This window comes from uncultured Streptococcus sp. (genome assembly GCF_963521255.1).
GTDB lineage: Bacteria > Bacillota > Bacilli > Lactobacillales > Streptococcaceae > Streptococcus.
Genome location: NZ_CAUQTU010000010.1, coordinates 1 through 17,757, shown reverse-complemented (window position 1 = coordinate 17,757; position 17,757 = coordinate 1). Strand labels below are relative to the sequence as shown.

16 protein-coding genes and 1 pseudogene are annotated in these 17,757 nt (G+C 40.6%); all 17 read left to right on the top strand.

Translation table 11 applies throughout. The features are described 5' to 3' along the window. Window positions 1-82: 82 nt before the first annotated feature. The 17 genes and pseudogenes from RWP09_RS07580 to RWP09_RS07505 all read left to right on the top strand — a co-directional run bounded on the left by RWP09_RS07580 (window position 83) and on the right by RWP09_RS07505 (window position 17,590). On the top strand, window positions 83-625 hold the full coding sequence (locus RWP09_RS07580) for a DUF177 domain-containing protein (RefSeq protein WP_000773209.1): 543 nt from the start codon (window positions 83-85) through the stop codon (window positions 623-625). Further along, entirely contained in the window at window positions 625-1,254 is a 630-nt protein-coding gene (nth, locus tag RWP09_RS07575) for an endonuclease III (RefSeq protein ID WP_033681985.1), read from the top strand. The genes RWP09_RS07580 and nth overlap by 1 nt, the downstream gene beginning before the upstream one ends. 210 nt (window positions 1,255-1,464) lie before the next feature. Further along, on the top strand, window positions 1,465-1,986 hold the full coding sequence (pyrR, locus tag RWP09_RS07570) for a bifunctional pyr operon transcriptional regulator/uracil phosphoribosyltransferase PyrR (RefSeq protein WP_033681983.1): 522 nt from the start codon (window positions 1,465-1,467) through the stop codon (window positions 1,984-1,986). A gap of 18 nt (window positions 1,987-2,004) precedes the next feature. Continuing rightward, entirely contained in the window at window positions 2,005-2,928 is a 924-nt protein-coding gene (locus tag RWP09_RS07565; RefSeq protein WP_314436044.1) for an aspartate carbamoyltransferase catalytic subunit, read from the top strand. 49 nt (window positions 2,929-2,977) lie between these two features. Next, window positions 2,978-4,057 carry a carbamoyl phosphate synthase small subunit gene (locus tag RWP09_RS07560; RefSeq protein ID WP_314436042.1) on the top strand — a complete coding sequence of 360 codons (1,080 nt, stop codon included), beginning with the start codon at window positions 2,978-2,980 and terminating at the stop codon, window positions 4,055-4,057. A 336-nt stretch (window positions 4,058-4,393) separates the two neighbouring features. Next, window positions 4,394-7,570: a carbamoyl-phosphate synthase large subunit gene (gene carB / locus RWP09_RS07555; RefSeq protein ID WP_314436038.1), complete on the top strand. Its 3,177-nt coding sequence runs from the start codon at window positions 4,394-4,396 to the stop codon at window positions 7,568-7,570. Window positions 7,571-7,785: 215 nt separating this feature from the next. Further along, window positions 7,786-7,914 (top strand): annotated as a pseudogene (locus tag RWP09_RS09870) (divalent metal cation transporter); the annotation flags it as partial. 454 nt (window positions 7,915-8,368) lie between these two features. Beyond that, window positions 8,369-9,076, top strand: coding sequence for a 2-C-methyl-D-erythritol 4-phosphate cytidylyltransferase (locus tag RWP09_RS07550; protein WP_314436035.1), 708 nt, complete (start codon window positions 8,369-8,371; stop codon window positions 9,074-9,076). Between the two features lie 4 nt (window positions 9,077-9,080). Further along, a complete protein-coding gene (locus tag RWP09_RS07545; RefSeq protein WP_314436033.1) occupies window positions 9,081-10,103 on the top strand; it encodes a ribitol-5-phosphate dehydrogenase in 1,023 nt (340 codons plus the stop codon). Window positions 10,104-10,119: 16 nt separating this feature from the next. Beyond that, window positions 10,120-10,989 (top strand): phosphotransferase family protein, encoded by an 870-nt coding sequence (locus RWP09_RS07540; RefSeq protein ID WP_314436030.1) that lies wholly within the window; start codon window positions 10,120-10,122, stop codon window positions 10,987-10,989. Continuing rightward, on the top strand, window positions 10,979-11,857 hold the full coding sequence (locus RWP09_RS07535; protein WP_314436026.1) for a DMT family transporter: 879 nt from the start codon (window positions 10,979-10,981) through the stop codon (window positions 11,855-11,857). Before RWP09_RS07540 ends, RWP09_RS07535 begins: the two co-directional genes overlap by 11 nt. A gap of 11 nt (window positions 11,858-11,868) precedes the next feature. Further along, window positions 11,869-12,558, top strand: coding sequence for a sugar phosphate nucleotidyltransferase (locus RWP09_RS07530; protein ID WP_000643977.1), 690 nt, complete (start codon window positions 11,869-11,871; stop codon window positions 12,556-12,558). Window positions 12,559-12,645: 87 nt separating this feature from the next. Then, the gene (gene dprA / locus RWP09_RS07525) at window positions 12,646-13,494 is read left to right on the top strand and encodes a DNA-processing protein DprA (protein WP_314436023.1); all 849 of its coding nucleotides are present in this window, start codon (window positions 12,646-12,648) and stop codon (window positions 13,492-13,494) included. A gap of 117 nt (window positions 13,495-13,611) precedes the next feature. Continuing rightward, a complete protein-coding gene (gene topA / locus RWP09_RS07520) occupies window positions 13,612-15,699 on the top strand; it encodes a type I DNA topoisomerase (RefSeq protein ID WP_314436020.1) in 2,088 nt (695 codons plus the stop codon). Between the two features lie 105 nt (window positions 15,700-15,804). After that, window positions 15,805-16,164, top strand: coding sequence for a YbaN family protein (locus tag RWP09_RS07515; protein ID WP_314436018.1), 360 nt, complete (start codon window positions 15,805-15,807; stop codon window positions 16,162-16,164). 93 nt (window positions 16,165-16,257) lie between these two features. Beyond that, window positions 16,258-16,890 (top strand): copper homeostasis protein CutC, encoded by a 633-nt coding sequence (locus RWP09_RS07510; protein ID WP_314436015.1) that lies wholly within the window; start codon window positions 16,258-16,260, stop codon window positions 16,888-16,890. A gap of 43 nt (window positions 16,891-16,933) precedes the next feature. Next, complete coding sequence (locus RWP09_RS07505) at window positions 16,934-17,590, top strand: MmcQ/YjbR family DNA-binding protein (RefSeq protein WP_314436012.1); 657 nt, start codon at window positions 16,934-16,936, stop codon at window positions 17,588-17,590. The last annotated feature ends 167 nt before the right edge of the window (window positions 17,591-17,757 follow it).

Sequence of the window (17,757 nt, the reverse complement as noted above, 5' to 3'; positions counted from 1 at the left end):
GAATTTTAATTATAAAGTTTGGTGGGCTGATTTGTAGGCTTTTCATGGTATAATCAAGAGAGTAGATCTTTATGGAGGAAGTATGAAATTAAATATTCAAGAAATTCGTAAGCAGTCTGAAGGATTGCATTTTGAACAAACATTAGACCTAGCCGCAGACCTGCGTGCACGTAATCAAGAAATTTTAGATGTAAAAGATATCCTTGCGGTTGGGAAAGTCCAATACGAAGACCGTATGTATTTCTTAGATTATCAACTATCTTATACCATTGTTCTTGCTTCAAGTCGCAGTATGGAGCCAGTTGAGTTGGCTGAATCTTATCCAGTCACAGAAGTTTTCATGGAAGGCGCAACCAACCAGCTAGATCAGGAAGTTTTAGATGATGATTTGGTCTTGCCTATCGAAAATGGAGAACTAGACCTTGCTGAGAGCGTGTCAGACAATATCCTACTGAACATTCCTATCAAGGTCTTGACGGCTGAAGAAGAAGCTGGTCAAGGTTTTGTGTCAGGAAATGACTGGCAAATCATGACAGAGGAAGAATACCAAGCCCAACAGGCAGTTAAGAAAGAAGAAAACAGTCCTTTTGCTGGCCTACAAGGACTATTTGATGGAGACGAATAATGGTCTTGTCAAAAAAACGAGCACGAAAGGTGCTAGAAGAAATCATTGCTCTTTTTCCAGATGCCAAGCCCAGTCTTGATTTTACCAATCATTTTGAACTTTTGGTTGCGGTCATGTTGTCAGCTCAGACAACGGATGCAGCGGTAAATAAGGCCACACCAGGTCTCTTTGCTGCCTTTCCAACGCCACAAGCCATGTCTGTTGCGACAGAGGGTGAGATTGCTTCACACATTTCTCGTCTAGGACTGTATCGGAATAAGGCTAAATTCCTAAAAAAATGTGCCCAGCAGTTACTAGACGATTTTGATGGTCAAGTTCCTCAAACACGTGAGGAATTGGAGAGTTTAGCAGGTGTTGGTCGCAAGACTGCCAATGTTGTCATGAGTGTGGGCTTTGGAATTCCAGCCTTTGCAGTAGACACTCATGTGGAGCGTATTTGCAAACACCATGATATCGTCAAAAAATCAGCAACACCACTTGAGGTGGAAAAGCGGGTCATGGATATCTTGCCGCCGGAGCAGTGGTTAGCAGCCCATCAGGCTATGATTTATTTTGGAAGAGCCATTTGTCATCCTAAAAATCCAGAGTGTGACCAGTACCCACAGTTATATGATTTTAGCAATTTATAAGATGGGAGCTCAAAAGTTTTTGCTTGATTTTAGGTCTGTTTTGTGCTATAGTATTTGATAACTAAATATTCCTTTAAACCTGTCCCGTGAGGCAGGCAAGGAGCGCGATAAAGTAGAAGGGTGAGGTCTATGCTGTTTGTAGTAGGGCTCGCTTGGCTATGCATTTCAAGTCTCCTTGTTTAAGGAGACTTTTCTTTTTGGAGGTTTGTCATGAAGACAAAAGAAGTTGTAGACGAATTGACCGTCAAACGAGCGATTACGCGTATTACTTATGAGATTATCGAGCGCAATAAAGATTTGAATAAAATCGTCTTGGCTGGTATTAAAACTCGTGGTGTCTTTATCGCCCACCGTATCCAAGAACGTTTGGAGCAACTAGAAAATCTTTCAGTTCCTGTTGTGGAATTGGATACGAAACCTTTCCGTGATGATGTTAAAAGTGGAGAAGATACTTCTTTGATTTCTGTTGATGTGACAGGCCGTGAAGTTATCTTGGTGGATGATGTGCTTTATACAGGTCGTACTATCCGCGCTGCTATTGATAATATTGTAGGTCATGGTCGTCCTGCGCGCGTGAGTTTAGCAGTTTTAGTCGATCGTGGACATAGAGAATTGCCAATCCGTCCAGATTACGTTGGAAAAAATATCCCAACCAGTCGTTCTGAAGAAATCATCGTAGAGATGGCAGAACTTGATGGCCAAGACAGAGTTCTGATTACTGAAGAAGCTTAGAAAGCTAAAGGAGTAGCCATGTCAGAAAATCAACAAGCATTGAACCATGTGGTGTCCATGGAAGACCTCACTGTCGATCAAGTGATGAAATTGATCAAGCGAGGAATTGAGTTTAAAAACGGAGCTCAGCTTCCTTATGAAAACCACCCGATTGTTTCCAATCTTTTCTTTGAGGATTCTACACGGACGCATAAGTCCTTTGAAGTAGCAGAGATTAAACTGGGGCTGGAACGACTTGACTTTGATGTGAAGACTAGTTCGGTCAATAAGGGTGAGACACTTTATGATACTATCCTGACTCTGTCTGCCTTAGGAGTAGATGTCTGTGTGATTCGTCACCCAGAGGTCGACTACTACAGAGAGCTGATTGCTAGTCCGACGATTACGACTTCCATCATCAATGGTGGAGATGGTTCGGGACAACACCCTAGCCAGAGCTTGCTGGATTTGATGACCATTTATGAGGAATTTGGTCACTTTGAGGGACTCAAGGTTGCTATTGCAGGTGACTTGGACCACTCACGCGTTGCCAAATCTAATATGCAGATTTTGAAACGCTTGGGAGCTGAACTTTACTTTGCTGGACCTGAGGAATGGAGAAGTCAAGAGTTTGCAGACTATGGACAGTTTGTAACCATTGATGAAATCATTGATCAGGTGGATATCATGATGTTTCTCCGTGTGCAACATGAACGCCATGATAGTGGTGCAGTGTTTTCAAAAGAAGACTACCATGCCCAACATGGCCTGACTCAAGAACGTTATGACCGTTTGAAAGAAACAGCAATCCTTATGCACCCAGCTCCAGTCAATCGTGATGTAGAAATCGCAGATCACTTGGTTGAAGCACCAAAATCACGGATTGTCCAACAAATGACCAATGGTGTCTTTGTTCGAATGGCAATCTTAGAATCCGTATTGGCGAGTAGAAACGCCAACTAAAACACAAGACGTTAAAAGACGCCAGTGAGCGTCCACGAGAGGTGAAAATATGACAAAAAGACTTCTAGTATTAGAAGATGGCACAGTATTTGAAGGCAAGGCCTTCGGAGCAGATATTGATGTAACAGGCGAAATCGTCTTTAATACAGGCATGACTGGTTACCAAGAATCCATTACAGACCAGTCTTATAATGGACAAATCTTGACCTTTACTTATCCTTTGGTCGGAAACTATGGAATTAACCGTGATGATTACGAATCCATTATTCCAACTTGTAAGGGAGTTGTTGTTTTCGAAGAAGCACGCAGAGCAAGCAATTGGCGCAACCAAATGACCTTGGATGAATTTTTGAAAGCCAAGAAAATTCCTGGTATTTCAGGGATTGATACGCGTGCACTTACCAAGATTATCCGTAAGCATGGTACTATGCGTGCAACCTTGACCCATGTTGGGGACAGTATGGATCATGTGACTGACCAGCTCCAAGCGACAGTATTGCCGACAGACAATATTAAGCAGGTTTCTACTAAAACATCCTATCCAGCTCCAGGAGTTGGTTTGAGCGTGGTGTTAGTGGACTTTGGTCTCAAGCACTCAATCCTACGTGAACTTTCTAAACGTAACTGTAACGTGACGGTTGTTCCGTATTCGACAACGGCTGAAGAAATTCTCCATCTCAATCCTGACGGAGTGATGTTGTCAAACGGTCCAGGTAACCCAGAAGACGTTCCACAAGCACTCGATATGATTCGTGGTGTGCAAGGGAAAATTCCAATTTTTGGTATTTGTATGGGACATCAACTCTTTGCTATGGCAAACGGGGCAAAGACTTACAAGATGAAGTTTGGTCACCGTGGCTTTAACCATGCAGTACGTGAAATCGCAACAGGACGAGTAGATTTCACCAGCCAAAACCACGGTTATGCAGTTAGCCGTGAGGATTTGCCAGAGCACTTGATTATTACCCACGAAGAAATCAATGACAAGTCAGTTGAAGGTGTGCGTCACAGATACCAACCTGCTTTCTCTGTCCAATACCACCCAGACGCAGCCCCTGGTCCACACGACGCTAGCTACCTATTTGACGAGTTTATCGAGATGATGGAAGCTTTTAAACACTCAAACTAAGAACGAGTAAAAGCTCGTCGGAGAATTTATTTAATGTCGCTCTGTGAGGCGACGAATAGAAAGGCAGGTCGTTTCTTTTAGTCGCTATCAGGCGAACTAAAAACTCCCTGCACTAGATTTTTTACCGAAAAGTATCGTTTCGCTAAAAAATCGTCGGAGAATTTATTTAATGGCAACCCGAGAGTTGCCGAATAGAAAGGAGAAGATACGTTGTTCGCGGAAGCGAACACGCCCTAAGAACTGTGTGAAAAAGATAAACATCGTCTTGACGCTGAAGGCGTCTGCACCGATTTTCCTATTTTCACTGTGTTCTTTACGGGCTTTGTATCATAAACTATGCCTAAACGTACTGATATTCAAAAAATTATGGTGATTGGTTCTGGTCCGATTATTATTGGTCAGGCTGCTGAGTTTGACTACGCAGGGACCCAAGCCTGCTTGTCTTTGAAAGAGGAAGGTTATGAGGTTGTCTTGGTTAACTCAAACCCTGCCACCATCATGACGGACAAGGAGATTGCTGATAAGGTTTATATTGAACCGATTACACTTGAGTTTGTGACACGCATTCTTCGTAAGGAACGTCCAGATGCCTTGCTGCCAACACTCGGTGGTCAGACAGGGCTCAATATGGCCATGGAATTGTCTAAAAATGGCATCCTAGATGAGCTTGGTGTTGAACTTCTGGGTACTAAATTATCTGCCATTGACCAAGCCGAGGATCGTGATCTCTTTAAACAATTGATGGAAGAATTGGAACAACCCATTCCAGAATCTGAAATTGTTAACACAGTAGAAGAAGCAGTTGCCTTTGCAGCGACAATTGGGTACCCAGTCATCGTCCGTCCAGCCTTTACTCTTGGTGGTACTGGTGGTGGTATGTGTGCCAACGAGGAAGAATTGCGTGAAATCGCTGAAAATGGTTTGAAATTATCACCTGTTACCCAATGTTTAATTGAACGTTCAATCGCAGGTTTCAAGGAAATCGAATACGAAGTGATGCGTGACTCAGCTGACAATGCCCTGGTTGTTTGTAACATGGAAAACTTTGACCCAGTTGGGATTCACACAGGGGATTCCATCGTATTTGCCCCTGCCCAAACCATGTCAGATTATGAAAACCAAATGCTACGTGATGCGAGCTTGAGCATCATTCGTGCTCTTAAGATTGAAGGTGGATGTAACGTTCAGCTAGCACTTGACCCACACAGTTTTAAGTACTATGTTATCGAAGTAAATCCTCGTGTATCGCGTTCTTCAGCCCTGGCATCTAAGGCGACAGGGTATCCGATTGCAAAATTGGCTGCTAAGATTGCAGTAGGTTTGACCTTGGATGAGGTTATTAACCCAGTTACAGGTTCAACCTATGCCATGTTTGAGCCTGCCCTTGACTACGTGGTTGCCAAGATTCCTCGTTTCCCATTTGACAAGTTTGAAAAAGGTGAACGCCGTCTTGGTACCCAGATGAAGGCGACTGGAGAAGTCATGGCAATCGGTCGTAACATCGAAGAATCTCTTCTTAAAGCTTGTCGTTCCCTTGAAATTGGGGTGCACCACAATGAAATGCCTGAACTTGCAGCAGTTTCTGATGATGCCTTGATTGAAAAAGTAGTCAAAGCCCAAGATGACCGTCTCTTCTACGTATCAGAAGCAATTCGTCGTGGCTACACACCAGAAGAAATTGCAGAGCTTACAAAAATCGATATCTTCTATCTTGATAAACTCTTGCACATCTTTGAAATTGAGCAGGAGTTGGGTGCCCATCCACAAGATCTTGAAGTTTTGAAAACTGCCAAACTTAATGGATTTTCAGACCGTAAGATTGCTGAACTCTGGGAAACGACAGCTGACCAAGTTCGCCAACTTCGCTTGGAAAACAAGATTGTTCCAGTTTATAAGATGGTAGATACTTGTGCGGCAGAGTTTGACTCTGAAACACCATACTTCTATTCAACCTATGGTTGGGAAAATGAATCTATCAGATCTGATAAGGAATCTGTACTAGTCCTAGGTTCAGGTCCAATCCGTATCGGTCAAGGGGTTGAGTTTGACTACGCAACTGTTCACTCGGTTAAGGCTATTCAGGCTGCTGGCTATGAAGCCATCATCATGAACTCAAACCCAGAGACCGTTTCTACAGACTTCTCTGTATCAGACAAGCTTTACTTTGAGCCATTGACATTCGAAGATGTTATGAATGTCATCGACTTGGAGCAACCAAAAGGGGTTATCGTTCAGTTTGGTGGTCAAACAGCTATCAACCTTGCGGAGCCATTGGCAAAAGCAGGTGTGACTATCCTTGGGACACAGGTTGCTGACCTAGACCGTGCCGAAGACCGTGACCTCTTCGAGCAAGCTCTAAAAGACCTGGATATTCCACAGCCACCAGGACAAACGGCTACCAATGAAGAAGAAGCAGTTCTTGCAGCTCGCAAGATTGGCTTCCCAGTTCTTGTCCGCCCATCTTATGTTTTAGGTGGACGTGCTATGGAAATCGTAGAAAATGAAGAAGATCTTCGTTCTTACATGCGTACAGCTGTTAAGGCTAGTCCTGACCATCCAGTCCTTGTAGACTCTTATATCGTTGGACAAGAGTGTGAAGTTGATGCCATTTCAGACGGAGAAAATGTCCTTATCCCTGGTATCATGGAGCATATCGAACGTGCTGGTGTCCACTCAGGTGACTCAATGGCCGTTTACCCACCACAAACCTTGTCGCAAAAGGTGCAAGAAACAATCGCAGACTATACTAAACGCCTAGCAATCGGTCTTAACTGTCTTGGAATGATGAACATCCAGTTTGTCATCAAGGATGAAAAAGTCTACGTTATTGAGGTCAATCCACGTGCCAGCCGTACGGTTCCATTTCTTTCTAAGGTGACCAATATCCCTATGGCTCAAGTAGCAACCAAGCTCATTCTTGGTCAAAAACTTGAAGAACTTGGCTACCAAGATGGACTTTACCCTGAAAGCACCCGTGTTCATATCAAGGCACCTGTCTTCTCCTTTACCAAACTAGCTAAAGTAGACAGCTTACTTGGTCCTGAAATGAAGTCAACAGGTGAAGTGATGGGTTCTGATACGACTTTGGAAAAAGCTCTCTATAAAGCCTTTGAAGCTTCTTACCTCCACTTGCCAACTTTTGGAAATGTAGTCTTCACCATTGCTGATGATGCCAAAGAAGAGGCCTTGGACTTAGCTCGTCGTTTCCAAAATATCGGCTATGGAATCCTCGCGACAGAAGGGACAGCAGCCTTCTTTGCCAGTCATGGATTGCAAGCCCAACCTGTTGGTAAGATTGGTGATGATAATAAGGATATTCCAAGCTTTGTTCGCAAAGGAAGAATCCAAGCTATCATTAATACTGTTGGGACAAAACGAACTGCTGACGAAGATGGTGAGCAAATCCGTCGTTCAGCCATTGAACACGGAGTGCCCCTCTTCACAGCCCTAGATACAGCTAACGCCATGCTCAAAGTATTGGAAAGCCGTAGTTTTGTCACAGAAGCGATCTAGTTTAGAAAAATTTTTCACAATTTTAAAGCCAGCGTTTTCTGACGTTGGCTTTTGCGATACTGGTGTTGCTTATTTCAACTATCGTGCTTTCCTGAAGAATCATTTCAAAATGTGATGTAGTAAGACTAAATTGGAAATAGGAAACTATTTTCAATATTTCTTTCAAAATCCATTAATAAAATAGGTAAAGACAAGATTAGAAAGTGAATATTCCGATGTCTTCTTACCAAAAGGTCTCTCTTTCTGAGATCAATCAATCTATTGAACCTCCGAATAACAATAATTTTTGGCAAAATCTAAAAGCATTTTTAGGTCCTGGAGCTCTTGTGGCAGTTGGTTATATTTTATTTTAAAGACTTATCTCGAGCCCATTTGTATTTATATAATAAAGTCAGCTAATAAGAAATGAAGGGCAGTAATACTCTTCGAAAATCAAATTCAAACCACGTCAGCGTCGCCTTACCGTACTCAAGTACAGCTTACGGCTAGCTTCCTAGTTTGCTTTTTGATTTTCATTGAGTATAAGTCAAGTAATCGCTTTGAAGTTTCAAATCTTAATTTTAAGATTTTTTTAAGGAAAGTATATTATTCTGAAGAACTCTAAAATTTCACAACCATTTATTAGTAATGACTACAGAATTCCTGGTCATTACTAGAAATGGACTAGTTTCTTTGAATAATAGAACTCTTTAATCCTCCTATTCTAGAACGGGATGACTAGTATTTCTTTTATGATAGGACTAGATTGTGGTATAATAGAGAGAATAAGTTTTTTTAGTAAGACAAAGGAGAAAATAGATGATTTATGCAGGAATTCTTGCCGGTGGAACTGGTACTCGCATGGGGATCAGTAACTTGCCAAAACAATTTTTAGAGCTAGGTGATCGACCTATTTTGATTCATACAATTGAAAAATTTGTCTTGGAACCAAGTATTGAAAAAATTGTAGTTGGGGTTCATGGAGACTGGGTTTCACATGCAGAAGATCTTGTAGATAAATACCTTCCTCTTCATAAGGAACGTATCATCATTACAAAGGGTGGTGCTGACCGTAATACGAGTATTGAGAAAATCATTGAAGCCATTGATGCTTATCGTCCGCTTACTCCAGAGGATATCGTTGTTACCCACGATTCTGTTCGCCCATTTATTACGCTTCGCATGATTCAAGACAATATCAAACTTTGTCAAGATCATGACGCAGTGGACACAGTGGTAGAAGCGGTTGATACCATCGTTGAAAGCACTAATGGTCAATTTATTACAGATATTCCAAATCGTGCCCACCTCTATCAAGGACAAACACCTCAAACATTCCGTTGCAAGGACTTCATGGATCTTTACGGCTCTCTCTCTGTTGAAGAGAAGGAAATCTTAACAGATGCATGTAAAATCTTCGTCATTAAAGGAAAAGAGGTGGCCTTGGCTAAGGGGGAATACTCAAACCTAAAAATCACAACAGTGACAGATTTGAAGATTGCAAAAAGTATGATTGAGAAAGACTAGTGATATGATTAATCAAATTTATCAACTGACTAAGCCAAAGTTTATCAATGTCAAATACCAGGAAGAGGATATTGACCAACAGAATCATATCCTCATCCGCCCTAACTACATGGCTGTCTGTCATGCGGATCAACGTTACTACCAAGGAAAACGTGATCCAAAGATTTTGAATAAAAAACTTCCAATGGCAATGATTCACGAATCATGTGGAACCGTTATTTCTGATCCGACAGGAACTTATGAGGTTGGGCAAAAAGTTGTCATGATTCCTAATCAGCCCCCTATGCAGAGTGATGAAGAATTTTATGAGAACTACATGACAGGGACTCATTTCTTGTCTAGTGGCTTTGATGGCTTTATGAGAGAGTTTGTTTCTCTTCCTAAAGACCGTGTGGTGGCTTATGATGCTATCGAAGATACGGTTGCAGCCATTACAGAGTTTGTCAGTGTTGGTATGCATGCCATGAATCGCTTACTGACCCTTGCTCATAGCAAGAGGGACCGAATTGCCGTTATCGGAGATGGCAGTTTAGCATTTGTGGTTGCCAATATTATCAACTATACTTTACCAGAAGCAGAGATTGTGGTTATTGGTCGTCATTGGGAAAAATTGGAGCTCTTCTCTTTTGCTAAAGAATGTTATATTACTGATAATATTCCTGAAGATTTGGCCTTTGACCATGCTTTTGAGTGTTGTGGTGGTGATGGTACTGGACCAGCTATAAATGACTTGATTCGCTACATTCGTCCTCAGGGAACGATTCTCATGATGGGCGTTAGCGAATATAAAATCAATCTCAATACACGCGATGCCTTAGAAAAGGGCTTGCTCTTAGTTGGTTCCTCTCGTTCTGGTCGCATTGATTTTGAAAATGCCATCCAAATGATGGAAGTCAAGAAATTTGCCAATCGTCTTAAAAATATCCTTTATCTAGAAGAACCTGTAAGAGAAATTAAAGATATTCACCGTGTCTTTGCTACCGATTTAAACACAGCCTTTAAAACCGTGTTTAAGTGGGAAGTATAAGTGCTGGAGGTTAATTGTGGAGAAAATCATTAAAGAAAAAATTTCTTCTTTACTTAGTGCAGAAGAGGAAGTCCTCAGTGTTGAACAACTGGGGGGAATGACCAATCAAAACTATTTGGTCAAAACAACAAATAAGCAATACATTGTTAAGTTCTTTGGTAAAGGGACTGAAAAACTAATCAATCGTCAAGATGAAAAGTACAATCTTGAACTACTTAAAGATTTAGACTTAGATGTCAAAAATTATCTTTTTGATATTGAAGCTGGTATCAAAGTGAATGAGTATATTGAATCTGCTATCACGCTTGATTCAACGTCAATCAAGACTAAATTTGATAAAATTGCTCCAATTTTACAAACCATTCATGCTTCTGGCAAGGAATTAAGAGGAGAATTTGCTCCTTTTGAAGAAATCAAAAAATACGAATCCTTGATTGAAGAAAAGATTCCTTATGCCAACTATGAAGTTGTTCGAGAAGAAGTCTTCTCTTTAGAGAAAAGACTGGCTGACTTAGGTGTTGACAGAAAATCTTGTCACATCGATTTGGTGCCTGAAAACTTTATCGAATCACCTCAAGGACGTCTATATCTGATTGATTGGGAATACTCATCAATGAATGATCCAATGTGGGATTTGGCAGCCCTATTTTTAGAATCTGAATTCACTTCCCAAGAGGAAGAAGCCTTCTTGTCTCGCTATGAGAGTGAGCAAACACCTGTCTCTCGTGAAAAGATTGCCATTTATAAAATTTTACAAGACGCTATTTGGAGTTTATGGACAGTTTACAAAGAAGAGCAAGGTGCAGATTTTGGTGATTATGGTGTGAGCCGTTACCAAAGAGCTATTAAAGGTTTGTCATATTATGGAGGTTCAGATGAAAAATAAAAATGGAGTTTCTTTTGGTCTACTCTCAGGTGTTTTCTGGGGATTAGGTCTAACGATTAGTGCTTATATCTTTTCGATTTTTACAGATTTATCGCCCTTTGTGGTGGCTGCTGCTCACGATTTTTTGAGTATCTTTATCTTACTAGCTTTTCTTTTAGTAAAAGAAGGAAAAGTTCGTCTCTCAATTTTCTTAAATATTCGCAATGTCAGTGTTATCATCGGAGCCTTGCTAGCTGGTCCTATAGGTATGCAGGCCAATCTTTATGCGGTTAAGTATATTGGAAGTTCCTTAGCTTCATCGGTATCTGCTATCTACCCTGCAGTTTCAGTTTTATTGGCTTTCTTCTTTCTGAAGCATAAGATTTCGAAAAATACTGTGTTTGGGATTGTCTTGATTATTGTAGGGATTATTGCCCAGACCTATAAGGTTGAACAGGTTAATTCCTTCTATATTGGTATTCTCTGTGCATTGGTTTGTGCCATTGCATGGGGAAGTGAGAGTGTTCTTAGCTCCTTTGCCATGGAAAGTGAATTGAGTGAAATCGAAGCCCTCTTGATTCGTCAAGTGACTTCATTCTTGTCTTATCTTGTGATTGTACTCTTCTCTCATCAGTCATTTGCAGAAGTAGCCAATGGACAATTACTAGGTCTCATGATTGTCTTTGCAGCCTTTGATATGATTTCCTACTTGGCTTATTATATTGCTATCAATCGCTTGCAACCTGCTAAAGCTACAGGATTGAACGTGAGCTATGTAGTTTGGACTGTCTTGTTTGCAGCTCTCTTCTTGGGAACAGCACTAGATATGCTGACAATTATTACGTCACTTGTCGTCATTGCTGGAGTTTATATTATTATTAAAGAATAAAGGAGATTCGTGTGAAAGCCATTATCTTAGCAGCGGGATTGGGAACTCGCTTGCGTCCTATGACTGAAAATACCCCTAAGGCCTTGGTTCAGGTTAATCAAAAACCCTTGATTGAATACCAAATTGAGTTTTTAAAAGAAAAAGGGATTAACGAGATTATTATCATTGTTGGTTATCTTAAAGAACAATTTGATTATTTGAAAGAAAAATATGGTGTTCGCCTCGTTTTCAATGATAAATACGCTGACTACAATAACTTTTACTCTCTCTATCTTGTAAAAGAAGAATTAGCCAACAGCTATGTTATTGATGCCGATAATTATCTCTTTAAAAATATGTTCCGCAATGATTTGACTCGTTCGACTTATTTTAGTGTCTATCGTGAAGATTGTACCAACGAATGGTTCTTGGTCTATGGAGATGACTATAAGGTTCAAGACATTACTGTTGATAGCAAGGCAGGTCGTATCCTTAGTGGTGTCTCTTTCTGGGATGCTCCAACTGCAGAAAAAATTGTCAGCTTTATCGACAAGGCTTATGCAAGTGGCGAATTTGTTGATCTCTACTGGGACAATATGGTTAAGGATAATATCAAAGAGCTAGATGTCTATGTTGAAGAATTAGAAGGCAATAGCATCTATGAAATTGACAGTGTCCAAGACTATCATAAATTAGAAGAAATTCTTAAAAACGAAAATTAAAAATTCCAACATCTGGCTGAAATAGTCGGATGTTTTTTGATTTTTTTACGAATAGATAGATGAGTAGAAAAAGAAATGGAGCTATTTATGAAAATCACAAACTATGAAATCTATAAGTTAAAAAAATCAGGTTTGACCAATCAACAGATTTTGAAGGTCCTAGAATACGGTGAAAATTTCGATCAAGAACTGTTGTTAGGCGATATTGCAGATATATCAGGTTGCCGAAATCCAGCTGTTTTTATGGAACGTTATTTTCAGATAGACGATGCGCATCTGGAGAAGGAGTTTCAAAAATTTCCATCTTTCTCTATTTTAGATGACTGTTACCCTTGGGATCTAAGTGAAATATACGATGCACCTGTACTTTTATTTTACAAGGGAAATCTTGACCTCTTAAAATTTCCAAAAGTAGCGGTTGTGGGGAGTCGTGCTTGTAGCAAACAGGGAGCTAAGTCAGTTGAAAAAGTCATTCAAGGCTTGGAAAATGAACTGGTTATCGTCAGTGGATTAGCCAAGGGGATAGACACAGCAGCTCATATGGCAGCTCTGCAGAATGGTGGAAAAACCATTGCAGTTATTGGAACAGGGTTGGATGTGTTTTATCCTAAAGCCAATAAACGCTTACAAGACTACATCGGCAATGACCATCTGGTTCTTAGTGAGTATGGGGCTGGTGAACAGCCTCTGAAATTTCATTTTCCTGCCCGTAATCGCATTATTGCTGGACTTTGCCGTGGTGTGATTGTAGCAGAGGCCAAGATACGCTCAGGTAGTCTCATTACCTGTGAGCGAGCAATGGAAGAAGGGCGCGATGTCTTTGCTATACCTGGTAGTATTTTAGATGGATTATCAGACGGTTGCCATCATTTGATCCAAGAAGGAGCAAAATTGGTGACCAGTGGGCAAGATGTTCTTGCCGAATTTGAATTTTAAGAAGAAATTTCGCTTACTAGACAAACTTTTCTTCTATATATAGGAGCTAAGTCTTGACAGTTATGGCAAAATGGTTTACACTTTATAAAGTTTATTACTTTGAAAAGGTGTGATACTGTGGCTACGGCAACAAAAAAGAAAAAATCAACAGTTAAAAACAATCTAGTCATCGTGGAGTCTCCTGCTAAGGCGAAAACGATTGAGAAATACTTGGGCAGAAACTACAAGGTTTTAGCCAGTGTCGGGCATATCCGTGATTTGAAGAAATCCAGTATGTCCGTTGATATTGAAAATAATTACGAACCGCAATATATCAATATCCGAGGAAAAGGACCTCTTATCAATGACTTGAAAAAAGAAGCTAAAAAAGCTAATAAAGTCTTTCTTGCGAGTGACCCGGACCGTGAAGGAGAAGCGATTTCTTGGCATTTGGCTCATATTCTCAACTTGGATGAAAATGATGCCAACCGTGTGGTCTTCAATGAAATCACCAAGGATGCGGTCAAAAATGCTTTCAAAGAGCCACGCAAGATTGATATGGACTTGGTCGATGCCCAACAGGCTCGTCGTGTCTTGGACCGCTTGGTAGGGTATTCGATTTCGCCTATTTTGTGGAAGAAGGTCAAGAAGGGCTTATCAGCAGGGCGCGTACAGTCCATTGCCCTTAAACTCATCATTGATCGTGAAAATGAAATCAATACTTTTAAGCCTGAAGAATACTGGACAATTGATGCTGTCTTTAAAAATGGAACCAAGCAATTTCAGGCTGCTTTCTATGGAGTAGATGGTAAAAAGCTAAAACTGACTAGCAATGACGAGGTTAAGGAAGTCTTGTCTCGTCTGACTAGTAAAGACTTTTCAGTGGATCAGGTAGATAAGAAAGAGCGCAAGCGTAATGCTCCTTTACCTTATACCACGTCATCTATGCAGATGGATGCTGCTAATAAAATCAATTTCCGTACTCGAAAGACCATGATGGTTGCCCAACAGCTCTATGAAGGGATCAATATTGGTTCTGGTGTGCAAGGTTTGATTACCTACATGCGTACCGATTCGACTCGTATCAGTCCAGTAGCGCAAAATGAAGCAGCAAGTTTCATTACGGACCGCTTTGGTAGCAAGTATTCTAAGCATGGTAGCAAGGTCAAAAATGCATCAGGAGCTCAGGATGCCCATGAGGCTATTCGCCCATCTAGTGTCTTTAATACACCTGAAAGCATTGCTAAGTATCTGGATAAGGATCAGCTCAAGCTTTATACCCTTATTTGGAATCGTTTTGTGGCGAGCCAGATGACAGCTGCAGTCTTTGATACCATGGCTGTTAAATTGTCTCAAAATGGTGTTCAATTTGCTGCTAATGGTAGTCAGGTTAAGTTTGATGGTTATCTTACTATTTATAATGATTCTGACAAGAATAAAATGTTACCAGATATGGCTGTTGGAGATGTGGTCAAACAGGTCAATAGCAAACCAGAGCAACATTTCACTCAACCGCCTGCTCGCTATTCTGAAGCGACCCTTATCAAGACCTTGGAGGAAAATGGGGTTGGCCGTCCGTCAACCTACGCACCAACCATTGAAACCATTCAGAAACGTTACTATGTTCGCCTTACATCCAAACGCTTTGAACCAACAGAGTTGGGTGAAATTGTCAACAAGCTCATCGTCGAATATTTCCCAGATATCGTAAACGTGACCTTCACAGCTGAAATGGAAGGCAAACTGGATGACGTAGAGGTCGGAAAAGAGCAGTGGCAACGCGTTATTGACGCCTTTTACAAACCATTCTCTAAAGAAGTGGCCAAGGCTGAAGAAGAAATGGAAAAAATCCAGATTAAGGATGAACCAGCTGGATTTGACTGTGAAGTGTGTGGCAGTCCAATGGTTATTAAGCTTGGTCGTTTTGGTAAGTTCTACGCTTGTAGCAATTTCCCAGATTGCCGTCATACCCAAGCAATTGTAAAAGAAATCGGTGTTGAGTGTCCAAGTTGTCATCAGGGACAAATCATTGAGCGTAAAACAAAACGTAACCGCCTCTTCTATGGTTGCAATCGCTATCCAGAATGTGAATTTACCTCTTGGGACAAGCCTGTTGGTCGTGACTGTCCAAAATGTGGCAACTTCCTCATGGAGAAAAAAGTCCGTGGTGGTGGCAAGCAGGTTGTTTGTGGCAAGGGTGACTACGAGGAAGAAAAGATTAAATAAGAGGAGAGACCTGAAAATGAATTTCAGGCTCTTTTTAGTTGAAGCTTGACAAAATTCATCATTGTATGCGAAACTAGAAGAAGATTATTTTAATTAGGAGTAGTTATGCGTATTATTTATCTTATTATTGGTTTTTTATCACTGGCCTTGGCTATTGTTGGGGTTGTTTTACCCTTGTTACCGACAACGCCTTTCCTTTTGTTGTCTATTGCTTGTTTCTCCAGAAGTTCCAAGCTCTTCGAAAATTGGCTTTACCATACTAAGCTCTATCAAGCATATGTAGCTGATTTTCGTGAGACTAAGTCTATTGCGCGTGAACGTAAGAAAAAAATCATTGTATCCATCTACATCTTGATGGGAATTTCCATTTATTTTGCGCCTCTTTTGCCAGTCAAAATCGGTCTGGGAGCTTTGACCATCTTTATCACTTATTATCTCTTCAAGGTCATTCCAGACAAAGAATAAGTAAAATTTGTAACTATTTCCCTTGATAAAATTGAAAGCATATTCACAACAATATGATATAATAAATTCAAAGTAATACTCAAGGAGAATCAAATGATTTACGAATTTTGTGCTGAAAATGTGACCTTGCTTGAAAAAGCGATGCAGGCTGGAGCTCGCCGAATCGAACTTTGTGATAATCTAGCAGTTGGTGGAACAACACCCAGCTATGGAGTAACTAAGGCAGCGGTTGAACTGGCAGCTAACTATGATACGACCATTATGACCATGATTCGTCCACGTGGTGGCGATTTTGTTTATAATGATATGGAAATTGCAATCATGCTAGGAGACATTCGCTTGACTGCTCAGGCTGGAAGTCAAGGAGTTGTATTTGGTGCCTTAACTGCTGATAAGAAGTTGGATAAGCCTAATCTTGTAAAGTTAATTGCTGCATCAAAAGGAATGGAAATTGTCTTTCACATGGCCTTTGATGAATTGAGTGATGAAGATCAGTTGGAGGCAATTGACTGGCTTAGCCAAGCTGGTATCACTCGTATCCTGACTCGTGCGGGTGTATCTGGCGACTCGCTAGACAAACGTTTTGCTCATTATCACAGAATTTTGGAGCACGCTAAAGGTAAAATTGAAATTCTACCAGGTGGGGGGATTGACTTGGACAACCGTCAAACTTTTATCGACCAGCTGGGTGTGACACAATTGCATGGAACCAAGGTTGTCTTTTAAAAAATAGAAAGGAACTGCTAGCTTTGGGTAGCAGTTTTCACTTATGTTTGAAATTTTTAAATCCTATCAGTTTAATCAAGAAAAGGCTTGTGCCTATGGTTTTGTAGAAAATAAGGAAGTCTGGACTTATAGTTGCCAGATTTTGCAAGGTGATTTTGTCCTGACTGTGTCCATCACTGCTGATAATGTGAGTTTTCAAGTCTTTGACCAGGAGACTGGTGAACTCTATCCTCAAGTCCATATGGAAAGTTTTAAAGGAAGTTTTGTTGCAAGTGTCCGTGAGGCTTGTCTGGAGATTCTTTACCAAATTCGGAAGGCTTGTTTTGAGGTACAGGATTTTATCTGTCCTCAGACTAAGCGAATTATGACTCAAGTTCAAGAAAAGTATGGAAATCAGTTGGAGTATCTGTGGGAAAAGTCGCCTGATACAGCAGTATTGCGCCATGAAGGCAATCAAAAGTGGTATGCTGTTTTGATGAAAATTTCTTGGGATAAGCTGGAAAAGGGGAGAGAAGGATTAGTGGAAGCAGTCAATCTCAAACACGATCAAGTAGCTGACTTGCTTTTAAAAAAGGGCATTTATCCAGCCTTTCATATGAACAAGCGCTACTGGATTAGCGTGGCTTTTGATGATACGTTTTCAGATGAAGAGGTGCTAGAATTGATAGAGAAAAGTTGGAGCTTAACCTCTAAAAAATGAAACATTTCAAGGATTTTCAAGAACTTTCAATTAGCTAAATATTCTATACTGAAGAAATTTTCAGAAAATATTGGATTTTTTCTTGACAAGTGCTTTTGCCTATGCTAAAATACTAAACAAGATATCAAACGAAGGAGAAAGTCAAACATGAAAACAGCTAAGTTTAA